General features: G+C 54.5%; 13 protein-coding genes. All 13 read left to right on the forward strand.

Annotated elements, in window-relative coordinates:
- The first annotated feature begins 13 nt into the window (after positions 1–13).
- The gene (gene fabD / locus R70723_RS31620) at positions 14–3,502 is read left to right on the forward strand and encodes an ACP S-malonyltransferase (RefSeq protein ID WP_052421345.1); all 3,489 of its coding nucleotides are present in this window, start codon (positions 14–16) and stop codon (positions 3,500–3,502) included.
- Positions 3,499–3,753: an acyl carrier protein gene (locus R70723_RS16500; RefSeq protein ID WP_197071782.1), complete on the forward strand. Its 255-nt coding sequence runs from the start codon at positions 3,499–3,501 to the stop codon at positions 3,751–3,753. The genes fabD and R70723_RS16500 overlap by 4 nt, the downstream gene beginning before the upstream one ends.
- Entirely contained in the window at positions 3,740–5,044 is a 1,305-nt protein-coding gene (locus R70723_RS16505; RefSeq protein ID WP_047171144.1) for a beta-ketoacyl synthase N-terminal-like domain-containing protein, read from the forward strand. The genes R70723_RS16500 and R70723_RS16505 overlap by 14 nt, the downstream gene beginning before the upstream one ends.
- Entirely contained in the window at positions 5,045–6,277 is a 1,233-nt protein-coding gene (locus R70723_RS16510; protein WP_039873517.1) for a hydroxymethylglutaryl-CoA synthase family protein, read from the forward strand.
- 8 nt (positions 6,278–6,285) lie between these two features.
- Positions 6,286–7,065 carry an enoyl-CoA hydratase-related protein gene (locus R70723_RS16515; RefSeq protein WP_039878884.1) on the forward strand — a complete coding sequence of 260 codons (780 nt, stop codon included), beginning with the start codon at positions 6,286–6,288 and terminating at the stop codon, positions 7,063–7,065.
- 10 nt (positions 7,066–7,075) lie between these two features.
- A complete protein-coding gene (locus R70723_RS16520) occupies positions 7,076–7,882 on the forward strand; it encodes a 4'-phosphopantetheinyl transferase family protein (protein ID WP_052421347.1) in 807 nt (268 codons plus the stop codon).
- 80 nt (positions 7,883–7,962) lie between these two features.
- Positions 7,963–8,475, forward strand: coding sequence for a flavodoxin family protein (locus tag R70723_RS16525; RefSeq protein ID WP_039873520.1), 513 nt, complete (start codon positions 7,963–7,965; stop codon positions 8,473–8,475).
- Between the two features lie 6 nt (positions 8,476–8,481).
- A complete protein-coding gene (locus R70723_RS31625; RefSeq protein WP_047171145.1) occupies positions 8,482–9,309 on the forward strand; it encodes an electron transfer flavoprotein subunit beta/FixA family protein in 828 nt (275 codons plus the stop codon).
- Positions 9,306–10,313 (forward strand): electron transfer flavoprotein subunit alpha/FixB family protein, encoded by a 1,008-nt coding sequence (locus tag R70723_RS16535; protein ID WP_081957402.1) that lies wholly within the window; start codon positions 9,306–9,308, stop codon positions 10,311–10,313. The genes R70723_RS31625 and R70723_RS16535 overlap by 4 nt, the downstream gene beginning before the upstream one ends.
- A 24-nt stretch (positions 10,314–10,337) precedes the next feature.
- Positions 10,338–10,607 (forward strand): acyl carrier protein, encoded by a 270-nt coding sequence (locus R70723_RS16540; protein ID WP_039873521.1) that lies wholly within the window; start codon positions 10,338–10,340, stop codon positions 10,605–10,607.
- 25 nt (positions 10,608–10,632) lie between these two features.
- A complete protein-coding gene (locus tag R70723_RS16545) occupies positions 10,633–11,706 on the forward strand; it encodes a 3-oxoacyl-ACP synthase III family protein (protein WP_081957403.1) in 1,074 nt (357 codons plus the stop codon).
- Between the two features lie 16 nt (positions 11,707–11,722).
- Positions 11,723–12,763 (forward strand): hypothetical protein, encoded by a 1,041-nt coding sequence (locus R70723_RS16550; protein ID WP_039873524.1) that lies wholly within the window; start codon positions 11,723–11,725, stop codon positions 12,761–12,763.
- Between the two features lie 21 nt (positions 12,764–12,784).
- Positions 12,785–14,413, forward strand: a complete 1,629-nt coding sequence (locus R70723_RS16555; protein ID WP_039873525.1) for a class I adenylate-forming enzyme family protein — start codon at positions 12,785–12,787, stop codon at positions 14,411–14,413.
- Positions 14,414–14,433: the final 20 nt, after the last annotated feature.

Consider the following 14,433-nt stretch of genomic DNA (forward strand, 5'->3'; position numbering starts at 1 on the left):
GGGAGGTACAAAAGTGCAGAGCGAAACGGTTTTTATGTTCTCCGGACAAGGCTCCCAGTATAACAAAATGGGCCTTGAATTGTACGACGCAAATCCTGTCTTCCGCCAAACGATGGACCTGCTGGACGGAAGCTTCCGGGAATTGACCGGAAAAAGCGTTGTGGAAGAGCTTTATCATAATACCAAGCGGAAGGGTTCGCGGTTTGATGACATTTTTTATACGCATCCTGCTGTCTTCATGGTTCAATATGCACTGGCCGAAGCGCTGATCGCTGCCGGTGTCCGTCCCCGTCATGTCCTGGGCGTCAGCCTTGGAGAATACGTTGCCATGGCTGTTGCAAAGGTGCTGCCGCCGGAACGGGCGCTGAAGCTTATCGTCCAACAAGTGGAGCTGCTGAAGTTAACATGCACAACCGGTGCGATGATCGCCATCCTGGACAATGAGCGGCTGTACCATGAGCATACGGCGCTCAATGAGAATGCCGAGCTGATCGCTGTAAACTATGACAAGCATTTCACCGTTGCGTGCAGCCGGGAGCAAGCCGCGAACATTCAGCAATTTTTAAAAGAAAAAAATACCGCCAGCCTGAAGCTGCCCGTCAATTATGCATTTCACTCCTCAGCCATCGACGGACTCCGTGAGCCGTATTGCGGTATTTTGCACGGCTGTAGATACGGCTTACCTGAAATCCCGGTCTATTCAGCCATGACAGGCGGGAGCGTAAGACGTATCGGTGACTGCTTTCTCTGGGATGTGCTGAGACAGCCAATGAATTTCAGGGGCGCATTACAGGCTGCCGCAGATGGTAATCCGAAAGTTTTTCTGGATCTGGGGCCGTCAGGAACGCTGGAGAACTTCTGCAGGAATCTTCTGGCCCCTCCGGAATCCAAAAAAACAAAGTCCATCATTACCCCGATGGGCAGCGATCTGAAGAAGCTGAATGAGACTATAGCTTTTTGCAGGCAGATGAACCTTACAAGGGATGGGGAGAAGGCGAAGATGAAAGCTTACTTATTTCCGGGGCAAGGCGCACAATCGGTTGGCATGGGAGGCTCGCTGTTTCAGGAGTTTCCGGAATATACCGCCGTTGCCGACAAGGTGCTGGGCTACTCAATTGAAGAGCTCTGCCTTAAGAACAGCGGCAAGCTGCTGGATATTACGGCTTATACACAGCCAGCGCTTTATGTGGTCAATGCACTGTCTTACCTGAAGGATCAGCAGGAGTACGGAGAAAGTCCCGATTTTGCTGCCGGACACAGTCTGGGTGAATACAGTGCTTTGTTTGCTGCAGGCGTATTTGATTTCGAAACCGGACTAAGGATTGTACAAAAAAGAGGCGCGCTGATGAATACGGCAACCGGAGGCGGCATGGCTGCCGTCATCGGCCTGACGGAAGAAGCGATCCGCGAGATTTTGTCCCGGTACGGACTGGACCGGCTTGATGTCGCCAACCTTAACACCCCTACGCAAATTGCCTTGTCCGGATTAAAGGAGGATATCCTGGCGGCCAAGGAGATTTTTGAGGGCAACGGCGCAGCAGCCTATGTGGTTTTGAACGTCAGCGGAGCGTTTCATTCCCGGTACATGCGCGATTCCGCCATGCAGTTCAAGCAGTTCCTCGAGCAGTTCAACTTTGCGGCACCGAAGATGCCCGTCATTTCCAACCTGACAGCCAGACCCTACACTGTGAACAATATCGTTCATTACATGACCGAGCAAATGCTCAGCAGCGTAAAATGGACGGAATCCGTACGCTATCTGATGGGGAAACATCCGGAAATAGAGCTGAAACAGCTCGGCCCGGGCCATGTAATCGCCGGTCTGGTCAGCAAAATTAAAAGAGAAGCGGAGCCGCTAATTATTCACGACGAAGAGTCTGCGGCAGATATCACCTTAGAGGAAACAGCAGTGTCTGCGGAGCTTACGGCCATTGAGCTTGTTCCCGAGGAAATGTCCGCCAATAAAGAGCCTGTGACCGAAGCGCCTGCGATATCCAAAGCCATGCCGGTACCTGCATATGAGGCTCCGGCCGATCCGGGTCCCTCTTTCATGGCCGGCGATCTTGAGCGCAAAGACGATTCAATTCCTGTAACAACGAATATTACATCTATTATTCCTGCAAGCATAGTTACATTGGCTGAGCCTCTTCACAGCGAAGCAGCAGCAGCTGTCACCGGAACAGGCTTAGGCAGCTCCGGCTTCAAGCGGCGTTACGGCCTGAAATATGCCTATGTCATGGGCGGCATGAACGGCGGAATTTCCTCTCAGGAGCTTGTAACGGCGGCGGCAAGAGCTGGCTGCCTCGCGTTTCTCGGAGCTGGCGGAATGTCTAAGCCGGAGCTGGAAGGCTCGATCCGCGGCATCCGCAGCGCGCTGGGGAACACCGGTACCTTTGGGGTAACCGTGATGTATCATCCGATCTATTCCGCCAGAGAGGAACGGCTGATCGATACGCTGCTGCAGGAAAAAATTCAATTAATTGAAGCAACCTCCTACTTGACCCTAACCCCGGCTCTGGTGAAGTACCGTATTCTGGGACTTACTCAAGCTCCCGACGGAACGGTTCAAGCCAATAACCGGATTATAGCCAAGATCAGCCGCCCGGATATCGCCAAAATGTTCATGCTGCCGCCGCCGGAACGCATCGTCGAAAGGCTGCTGAATTCAGGAAGCATCACACCGGAGCAAGCAAAGCTGGCCAGGCTTGTGCCGGTGGCGGATGATCTTTGCGCCGCAGGCGATTCGGCCGGTCCGACAGATCAGGCCAATCTGCTAAGCCTGCTGCCGACTGTCATCCGCCTGCGGCGTGAAGTCTCGCGTGAGTTCGCGGCGGCAAGCGGCATCCATATCGGCGCAGCGGGGGGCATCGGAACGCCTGAAGCAGCGGCAGGAACGTTCCTGATGGGAGCTGATTTTATTTTGACCGGCTCAATTAATCAATGCACGGTGGAAAGCGGAGCCAGTGCTGAAGTTAAGGATGTGCTGGAGCAGGTCAATGTTTATGACATGGCCTATGTGCCTTCAGTTGAACTGTTCGAGCTGGGCGGCAAGGCGCAGGTCGTTAAGAAAGGCTTGTTCTTCTCGGCAAGAGCCAACAAATTATACGAGCTGTACCGGAATTGCGCTTCCATCGGCCAGCTCGAAGCCAAAACCAGAAGTCAGCTGGAGGATAAATATTTCGGCCGGACGATGACATCCATTCTTGAAGAATGCAAGCGGGAGATGGCTCCGGAGGAGCTGGCCTCCGTCAACGTTGATCCGAAGCAGCAGCTCGCTGCCGTCTTTAAATGGTATATCGAAAACGGCAGAAAGACGGCTACTTCCGGAGAAACCGCCAACAAGGTTAATTACAGCATTATGTGCGGGCCGGCGGCCGGAGCCTTCAATCAATGGGTGAAGGGTACGCCGCTCGAAGCCTGGAGGAACCGCAAAGTCGGCGACATCGCCGCGAAGCTGATGGATGAAGCTGCCACTATAGCCAAAGGAGAGATTGCCCTGTGAATAAAGCGGAGATTAGCAAAGAGCAGATATTTGAAATTATGAAGGATAAAATGCTGGACATCCTGCCTGATTTGGATGCACAACGGATCAGCAGAGAAGTGAGCATGAAGGATTTGGGGGCTAACTCTATCGACCGCTTCGATATCATTTCCGATACGATGGACGAACTACAGCTGAAAATTCCGCTCGTCCAGTTCGGTAATCTTAAGAACATCGGAGAGGTTGTAGATTACCTGCATGAGAACCTCTAGCGGCGGCTCCGCTTACCGGTTTCAGCAGCTCAGGCCGGTCGCCGTCACGGGGATCGGCCTGGCCGGAGCGGCGGGAAGCGATATCTCAAGCTTCGAACGGAATCTGCGGGAAGGGCGCAGTGCAATTGGTTATATGCACGGACTTACGTATCCCGGCGGCAAGCCGCTGATCGGAGCGGAGCTTGATGTGCAGCAGCTTCAAGAGGAATTTCACAGATACTTACCGCTTCTGAGCCGGCCCTCAGGCAGACTATTCAAAATTTCAGGCAAGTCGATTCAAGCTTCAGCCGTGGCTGGTGCGGAAGCCTGGAGCCGGGCCGGGCTTCACGAATACAGTCCTGCCCCTGAGCGAATCGGCATCATCGTCGCCGGCAGCAATATCTCCCCAGCCACCGGTTACTCGGCTTACGGAGAATTCGCTGAACAGCCCGGGCTGCTGCATCCCCGCTATGCCCTTAGCTATATGGATACCAACCAGATCGGCGTACTCAGTGAAATGTTCGGCATCCGGGGCGAAGGCATGACCGTCGGAGGGGCTTCTGCAAGCGGCAATGTAGCCATTTTGCAGGCCGCACGGTGGATTCAGCTCGGCATCGTGGATGTGTGCATGGTAGTGGGAGCCGCGGCGGATTTATCCCCGCTGGAGATTCAGGGCTACATCAACATCGGCGCCTATGGCGGAAACAGCTTCGACGGGGCTCCGCAGAAGGCGTGCCGCCCCTTTGACAGGGGCCACGAAGGGTTTATTCTAGGGCAGACCTCAGCCTGCCTCATCCTCGAAGGCGCGGACAGTGCCTATTCCCGCCAGGCGGAGGAGGTGGCAATCGTAGCCGGCGGCGCAGCGGCGCTTGACGGACACAGCCTGTCCGATCCCAATGAGGAAGGGCAGGCAGGAACGATGGAGGAAGCGCTCCGCAGTGCGGGGCTGTCCGCCTCTTCCATTAACTATATCAATGCCCACGGAACCTCTACACCGCTCGGAGATATAACCGAGCTGGGCTCTATCCGGCGTGTATTCGGAGAACATCTGGAACAGGTGCGGATCAACTCAACCAAGGCGCTGACAGGCCATTGCCTCTATGCCGCCGGTGTAGTGGAGGCCGCCGCTGTCATCATTCAGATGCAGGGGGGATTTCTTCATCCGCAGATTAATTTAGAGGAGCCGGTAAGCATGGAGCACCGCTTCGCTTCACAGAAGGCGGAGGCGGCCGATATCCGGTATGCGCTGAGTAACTCATATGGTTTTGGCGGTATCAACACCGGGATTATTTTCAGGAAAGGATCGTGCTGAATGCGGACAGGAATTGAAAGCATTAATTTTTATGGAGGACCGGCATCGATTTCGGCCCGCAGCATCTTTGAAGGCAGAGGGCTGGATCTCAGCCGGTTCGACAATCTGATGATGGACCGCAAATCGGTGGGCGTAGCATGTGAAGACGCCGTTACCAATGGAGTCAACGCCGCAAAGCCGATCATCGATGCTTTAAGCGATGAAGAAAAGAACCGGATTGAACTCGTCATTACGGCGAGCGAATCCGGCGTTGATTTCGGTAAATCCCTAAGTACATATATCCATGATTATTTGGGGCTTGGCCGCAACTGCCGCCTGTTTGAGCTGAAACAGGCGTGCTATGGGGGAACGGCGGGTCTGCACATGGCAGCGTGCTTCGTCGCATCCAATGTATCTCCGGGAGCAAAGGCGCTAGTAATAGCCACAGACGTGGCCCGTGCCGCTGCCAAAAGCACCTATGGGGAACCATCCCAGGCAGTAGGCGCGATAGCCATGCTGATCAGTGATAAACCGGATATTCTGGAACTGGATTTCGGGGCCACCGGACAATACAGCTATGAAGTGATGGATACTTGCCGGCCGCTCCCGGAGATCGAGACCGGAAATCCGGATTTGTCCCTGTTGTCCTACCTCGATTGCCTGGAGAATTCCTATAAGAATTACAAGCAGAAGGTGGAAGGCGTTCATTTCCTGGAAACCTTCGATTATCTGGCCTTCCATACGCCGTTCGGCGGGATGGTGAAGGGCGCGCACCGCAAGCTGATGCACGATGAAATGAAGCTCAGGGGAGCCGCTGTCCAGCAAGATTTTGACAAAAGAGTTGCTCCTGCACTCATCTACGGGATGCAAGTCGGTAATGTGTACTCGGCTGCGCTTTATTTAGGCCTATGCAGCCTGATTGACCATGCGCCGGTGGACGACTACCGCAGGGTCGGGTTGTTTTCGTACGGCTCCGGCTGCTCCTCGGAATTTTACAGCGGAGTGATCGGGCCGGACTCAGCCGCTAAGCTGGGAGTGATGAACATCGGCGGGCAATTGGACAGCCGCTATGAGCTGAGCTTCGATGAGTATGAGCAGATTCTGGACCAGAATGTGGAGTGGCTGTTCGGGATCCGCGACAAGAAGGTAGATTTCTCCGGCTTCAGCCGGGTATACGAGCATTTTTTCAAAGGTAAGGGTTATCTTGTACTGACTGAAGTCGATGATTTCCACCGGAAATACGCATGGAGCTGAACGGACTAATGACTTACCGCACGCTAGTGCTCAGCCATGTGTCTGAAGGCTTGTACAGCATCCGGCTAAGCCGCCCCGAGGACAAGAACAGCCTTACCGCGCCGCTTGTGGCCGAGCTCTTGCATGCCCTGGCTGCGCTTGACGAACGGGAAGAATGCAAAGCTATTGTGCTAGAGGGAACAGCGGGATTTTTCTGCACCGGCATGAATTTCCAGGCCTTTGATGAAGAAAACGGGAGTGAAGCGGGGCAAGCCGCTCCGGCTTCAGCCGATTTTCTGCGCACGATGAAGACCATAAGCGGGCTGTCCAAGATCGTCATCGCCAAAGTGGACGGCCAGGCACTGGCCGGAGGAGTCGGGCTTGCGGCCGCCTGCGATTATGTTGTCGCTACGCCCCGTTCCACCTTTGCACTGCCGGAAGCCATCTGGGGACTTATCCCCGCACTGGTCAGCCCTTATCTGATCCGCAGGACCGGTTACTGGCAGGCTTACAAAATGACCTTGACCACCTTGCCGCTGAGCGCAGAAGAAGCGCTGCACTGGCGTTTGGCGGATGAAGTATCTTCCGATCCCGATGCCGTAATTTCAAGGCTTTACCGGAGAATCATGCGTGTTGCCCCGGGAACCGTCCGGGAAATCAAAAGCTATTTCAAGCAGATGTGGATCATCAACGAAACGATGGAGCAAACAGCGATCGCAGAGATCGACAAGCTGACGGCATCGCCGGAGGTCCGGGAGGGCATCCAAAACTATGTACGCTACAAACGGTTTCCGTGGGAGAAAGGATAGGTGACCCGGCATGCGGTACTCTTCATTTACTCGCCGTTATGCGGATTATTGGGCGGAGGGAGTATGGAATATAGCTTTTGAGCTGGAAGGTGTGGAGCCCTCCGCTTCTTTCCGACTGACTGTGGCTGCCCTTCCTCCTGAAGCGGCTGCGGCAGATTATCTGAGCCTGTCCGAACAGGCGGAGTATGCCCGCTTTCAATATCCGCGCCGCCGCTGCAGCTATTTACTGGGGAAGCTGTCCGCCAAGCTGGCACTGGCAGGAGAAGCTGATGATCTGTCCGCTATCGCCATTGAACACGGCATAATGAACCAGCCCGTCGTCTCCGGCAGCTCCCGCAAAATCACGGTTACCCACTGCGACAGCCTTGGTGCGGCGCTTGCCTTTGACCAGCGGCTGCTTGCAGGGGTGGATATTGAGCTTATCAGCGAGCAGGCGAGGGACGCTTTGCGGAGGATTACTTCCGTAGAGGAGGAGCGCCTTAGCTCAGGACCTCAGCAGGATATGGGGCAGACCGCATTTCTGACCTTGCTCTGGACGGCAAAGGAAGCAATGTCCAAGGTGCTGCTGACCGGCTTTACGGTTGCAACCGAGCTGTTCGAGGTGAAGACGCTGGAGCGGAGGAAATATGGCGTTGTAGGACGTTTTTGCAACTTCCCGCAGTTCCTGTCACTATCTGTGCTGCGCGAGGAATATATATTCAGCATGGTACTGCCGGCAAAAGCCTTTGCCCCCGGAGAAGAGGACCGGCTGCTTGAGCGCATTCATAACAGTCTTCCGCAGCTTCCGGCAGGGCTGTATGCTAACGGACTCAAATGACACTGCCGGAATGACAAAGCCCTTTGTTTATTTGGAGCACTTTAAAGGTTCAAATTCACAACCATTTGGGAGGTTCACTTATGAAAAGTCTGGTGCTTTATACAAGTGTCTATGGAAGTACGCGGCAATATGCGGAATGGATTGCCAAGGAGCTTGGCGCGGCTCTGGCCGATATTGACCAGTTCGATTTGGCCGAGGCAGACGGGTATGACACCATTATTCTCGGCACCTATGTCCGGGTGGGCAAACTGGTGGCCGGTGATTATCTGAAGAAAATCTGGCCCCGTATCCAGAATAAAAAAGTGATCCTCTTCTCCGTTTCCAAAACCCCTGTGGAAAGCGAAGCGGCAGTAAAAAACTACCATAAAAGCGTTCCCGAAAAAATCCGCTCTGCAATCCAATATTATCCGCTGGAGGGGCGGTTCGTGTTCGGGGAGCTGGCGGAGAAGGACAAGACTACGATGCGGATCGGACAAAAAATGACCCGTATTTTTATGGGCAAGGCGATGGCAGAGGAAATGGTGCGGGATTGCGACGATGTGCGTCCGGAGAACATCAAACCGATGTTGGACGCCTTACGCCGCAGCTCCTAATCCTGCATGGAGAATGCACATAAAGCAAATCAATTGCGGATCGCTGTATGCGTCAAGCAGGTCAGCCTTCCCCGGGAAGGAATTGCGCTGAATCCGGCTGACCGGTTTGCGCTTGAGGAAGCGCTGCGGATCCGCGAGTCGGCGGGCGGCGAGGTTACTGTGGTCAGCATGGGCGCGGAGCCTGCGGCCAGGGTGCTGCAGGGCTGCATTGCGCTTGGTGCAGACAAAGGGCTGCTGCTGTCAGACAAAAGATTTGCGGGCGGGGACACGTTGGCCACCGCCGCCGTAATCGCGCGCGGATTGTCCGCGGAAGTCAAGGCGGAGCTGGTGGTTTGCGGCAGCCATTCCGTGGATGGAGAGACGGGGCAGGTCGGTCCTGCACTTGCCGAGAAGCTGGACTACTCCCACACTACCCATGTGACCGGGATCCTGCATCTGGATGGACAACGCATCATCTGCAGGCGGAATACCGGCGCCGGAGAAGAAACCATAGAGCTGCTGTTACCCGCTCTTATTACCATCCACCACGGAATGAACCAGCCCCGCATGGCGACAGTCAGGGGCATACTCAAGGCGAACCGCAGCACCATCAGACGCCTGAACGCTGCGGACCTCAAGCTGCCGCCGGAGCAATGCGGCCTGGCTGGTTCACCCACCCGGGTTAAGGAAACGACAAGCGCTGTTATCTCCCCGCAGAATCCGTTCGCTGCGGGCGGCGATAGCCTGGAGCAGCAGATCGGGGTCGTGGCAGAGCTGCTGCTCAGACAAATGAAGCCGGGGGAAAGAGGCCCGGCGCAGCTGCTCCATTCCTGTGGCGGCGAAAGGAGCATATGATGATGGATCGGCAGTATGGCAGCAATGAGGACCGGGGGATCATGATTATCGCGGAATGCGGGCCTGCGGGTCCGCAGCCGGTGCTCTATGAGCTGCTGGGCGCGGCTTGCCGGCTGAACGCGCAGCTTGCCACCGAAATTTCCGTTGCGCTCATCGGCAGCGGCTGCAAAGCATTCAGCGGCGGCTGTATCCGCCATGGCGCGCATAAAATATACGTCCTCGATGATCCGCGGCTGTGGCCGGTTAATGAAGAGATCTATACCGGACTGCTGCACCAGCTTCTGGAAGACACACGCCCGGAAATTGTGCTGCTGCCCTCGGCCATACATAGCAAATCGATTGCGGCCCGGCTGGCTTCCCGGCTGAATACGGGGCTTACCGCGGATTGCACAGACCTGGATATCAGCCTGCCGGACAGGACGCTTTTGCAGATCAGGCCCGCCAGGGAAGGAGCACTGCTGGCTACGGTTGTCTGCGCCCGGGCACGGCCGCAGATGGCTACGGTCCGCCCCGGCGTTATGCAGCCGGGAAGACCCGATCCTAGCCGGACAGGGATTGTCATTCATCGTCCGGTTGTCCTTCCCGTACATCTGCGCACCTCGGTTATCGAAACGATTGGCGAGGCCGCCGCACGTCCTTCCTCCGGAAATAGCAGCATCATCGTTGCCGCAGGAAGGGGCGTCGGCGGGAAGGAAGGATTGGAGCTCGTGCGTGAGCTTGCTGATTGTCTGGGGGCGGACATAGGCGCGACCCGTCCGGTTATCGATCAGGGCTGGATGGACAGCTCCAGGCAGATCGGATTGACCGGCAGACAGGTAAGCGGCAAAATCTACATCGCTGTCGGCATCTCAGGAGCCATTCAGCATACAGTAGGCATCCGGGGGATGGACACTGTCATTGCGGTTAACCCGGACAAAGAAGCAGCGATTTTCAAGTCTGCCCATTACGGTATTGCAGCCGATCTGTTTGTCGCGCTGCCGCTATTAATGAATAAACTCAAATAAACCATACAGTAAGCGGGTGAAAAAATGGAGGAAACGATAAGCTTCGTACAGTTTCAACATATTTTTGCGGAATATCTCGGCATTGACGCTTCCAGACTCACGCGCGAGGTCAATCTGCTGCTGGAGCTGGGGGTGGATTCCTTGTCTCTTGTGAATGCAATGCTGCGGCTGGAGCGGGAATATCAGGTTCTGTTCAGCGCAGAGGATACAGTGATGACCCGCACGCTGGGCGAAGCCTATGATCTGTTCATTAAATACCGGAGTCTTGGCGATGGAGTACAAAGCGGATTTTAATTGACTGTGTGGAGGGAGCTTGTTCATGTTGAATTTGTCCATTCGATCCTTGGCCTATGTGATTCCGGGCGGACGGCTGACGAACGGGGAAATCGTGGAATTGTTCGCAGAAAAATATTTCAGTCATCTGCCCAAGGATGATCTCGAACAACTGGTGTACGGCAGCAAGCGGAAGCTCGATTTTCTGGAAATCCGCACACGCTCATGCTCTTTGGATTACAGTGAAGAGGGTTCCGTCCAAATGGCCGTCAGGGTGTCCCGCGAAGCCATTGCCAAAGCAGGCATGACCCCGGACGATATCGATCTGCTGCTCTTTGTCGGTGTATGCAACCCGTTCCGGGAGCCTTCCTATTCGATTATACTGGCGCATGAGCTGGAGATGCAGCGCGGAAATTATTACGACATCAACGATACCTGCAACGGCTTTCTGAAGGCGCTGGAGCTGGCCAGCCTGTACATCAATTCCGGCAAATACCGCAGTATTCTGGTAGTGACGAGTGAAAATCCGCTGGAGCTGCTGGAAGCCTCTAACTTTACCGGAAGAGTGGACACGCTTGCCGAAGCGGATTACAAAATGAACCTGTTCTTCGCCGGAGCAGGCGCCGCAGCCATGCTTCTGACAGCAGACAGCGGCGATAAATCGGTAATCTGTTATGGCGAGGAGCGCAATCATGCGGACTGGGAGCTCTCACTGTATGTTTCGCCCAAGATCAGCATGCCCGGCCCCCGTTTTGATGGAATGGACTTTATGAGCTGGGCGGACGGCAGAGGCATCGCGGCTGGCGTCATCCGGGACATGCCGGCGTTCGTGTACCGCTTTCTGGATGAGCATAAGCTTGTGAAGGACGAGATCAGCTATATTTTCTCCCATCAGCTCGGGCGCAACATAACCAATTCCCTGTTGAACAAGCTGGAGGTACAGACGGATAAAGTCTTTCCGGTCAACACCTTCCCGGATTACGGAAATATGGGCAGCGCCAATATTCCAATCGGGCTGTGCATGGCGGAGGAGCAGGGTCTGCTGCGCAAGGGTGATTCCATTCTCCTGCTGGGCAGCGCCTGCGGGCTGACCTACGGGGCAGCCTACATCGTATGGTAGCGGAAGGGGGAGAGCGATGCAGACAGTAACGAATTTTCCGGTGCCCAAGCTGATCGTCAAGGAGCATCTGGATAAAGAAATCATCCGCAAGAAGGTGGCCTACGGCAACTACACCTGCATGGACAAAATCGTGCCCATGATCCGCGCCAGAGGCACCAATCTGCAAATGGACGAGGAAGGCAACCTGCGCATCATCGGCTGGCAGCGCGATATTACGCGTATGCGCAAGCAGGACGTCTCCCTCTCCTTTATGATCCATCTGACGGTGAGTCCGGAGGGCATTATCAGGGAGGCGCTGGTAGATGATCTTTTCAACGGCGGTAAGGGCGTTCTCTGCTCAAAAGACTATCTGGACAGCAGGCTGAAGGAAGAGCTCGAGGGCCAGCCCTTTGACCGGAAGCTCGCTGCACGGCTGCGGTTCGACAGGTTCAAATGCTTTCATATTTTTGAGATCATGAGCGGCATATACACCTCTTACTTTATGTATAAGGAAGAGCTGCAGCAAGGCAGAGCCGGGCAGTTATTCTATGAAGAGGACATTGTGGACATTTACGCCTCCGAGGGAAATCTGTATCTTGCTGGACTGCAGGATTTCAAAGACAAGGAAGACCTTTCCTATATGGTTGTACTATATGACGTATTCAACCACATTACCTTTGATGAAGAGGGCTATATGAAGCTCAAATCGCCGATCTTGGCCGAGTTTTATCTAAACGGAGAGCTGGTTCACAGCGACGAGCTGTATCAGAAGGAAAAAGATTATATTTTCATCCGGGTGCAGAAATTTATGTTCGTCTGCGTCGAGAAGCTGAAAGCGGCGCTGTTCCCGGAATTTGCGGACAAAATGATGAATACGAACCTTGCGCCGAGCGCGTTTATCGGCATTATTATGCAGGCTATCGGCATCCGTTCCTTTGCGAACAATTTCAACTATATCCAATACATCATGACGGCCATGCAGCGTCCGCGTAAGCTGCCGGGCTGTATCGGTGCCATTCTGAATGAAGAAGAGGCCGCGCGCCATTTCGAGGGATTTGATTTATCCTATCTGGACTGAGAAAGGGGCTGCAAACAACGGATGATTCAATATGAGCGGTTAACCATCGGCTGCGTGCTGGACACGCTGAAGAATGACTATCCCGGCAAAGCGGCTGTCGTATTCGAGCATGAAACGGTAACATTCGCCAGGCTGCATCAATTCTCGGTCACTATTGCCGCAAATCTGCTGGACATGGGCGTGAAGAAGAATGACAAGGTTGCGGTGCTGCTGCCCAACTGTCTGGAGTATTTATATGTTTATTTCGCCCTCTTCAAAATCGGCGCGTGGATCGTTCCCGTCAGTACCCGGTATGAGCCGGATGAAATCCGCAGAATTCTGGCGGACTCCGATGCGGAGACGATTATTTATCAGGATACGCTGGGTATTTTCAACTATGATGAAATTCTTTTGTCCGGATTAAGGGCTGAGCTGCCGCAAATGCGGAATTATATCGTGCTGGGTGAAGGGACGCTGCCGGGCAGTATGCCTTTTGCCGGCTTGCTGAGTCCCGGCGCAGTTCCCTTGGACGAGCGGAACCTTGAATCCATTGACCCCGAAGACATCGCCATTCTGGGATATACCTCCGGCACTACCGGACATCCCAAAGGTGTCATGATCTCCCACCGCAACCTGGTGGAAACCTCGTATTATGGCGGCAGGCTGCTGGATATCCGGGATGACATCGGCTTCTCTATCGCCCCTCTGTATGCGGCGCAGGGCTTCAACGCCGTACTTGTCTATTTCGTCTCCTGCATCACGATGAAATGGATCTCCAATTTTAATCCCAATGACATCTTAAGCCATGTCGCCAAAAACGGCATCAATCTTTTCCATACCCAGCCGACGATGTGGAGCCTGATCCTGGCAATGCCTTACTGCCGGCCCGGCCTGTTCAAAGACCTGCGGAAGGTAGTGGTTTCCGGGTCATTATGCACACCGTTCCTGGCAAAAAAAATTGAGGAAACGACGCGCTGCACTCTGATTAACGCTTACGGCATTATTGAGGCTACCGGCCTTGTCACAATGACCCGGCTGGATGATCCGCCTGAAGTCAGGCTGAATACGGTGGGCCGGCCCATCGACGGCTTTGAGGTAAAGATTGTGGACAAGGACCGCCGGGAACTCCCCAAAGGGGAGATCGGCGAGCTGGCCATCAAGGGCTTTTTAATGAAGGGCTATTACAAGAACGAGGCCAAGACCCGTGAAGTGATTGATGAAGAAGGCTGGCTGTATACCGGAGATTTGGCATGCTATCACGAGGATGGGATCAACCTGTGTATCGCAGGGAGAATCAAGGACATGGTGATCCGTGGCGGCTTCAACGTCTATCCGGTTGACATCGAGGAATGTGTTCTTAATTTCGATAAGGTGGAGGACGTTTCAGTTGTGGGACAGCCCGACGACATTCTGGGTGAAGCCTTGACGGCCTTTGTCATTCCCAAGCCGGGAGAGCAGCTCAGCGAAGGGGAGATCAAAGCCTGGTGCCGCGGCAAAATCGCCAATTACAAGGTACCCGACCGGGTGCATCTCGTCTCCCAGTTCCCGGTGCTGGAATCCGGAAAGGTACAGAAGAACATCCTTCGGCAATGGGCGGTGGAAGGCATTCCTGCGGAAAGCCAGTTTCTGCTTAATGACCGGATTGTTAAAGGAATGGCGGAGCAGCGGTAAAATCATGGCTTGGAGGAGCT

The organism is Paenibacillus sp. FSL R7-0273, from assembly GCF_000758625.1.
Lineage (GTDB): Bacteria > Bacillota > Bacilli > Paenibacillales > Paenibacillaceae > Paenibacillus_AQ.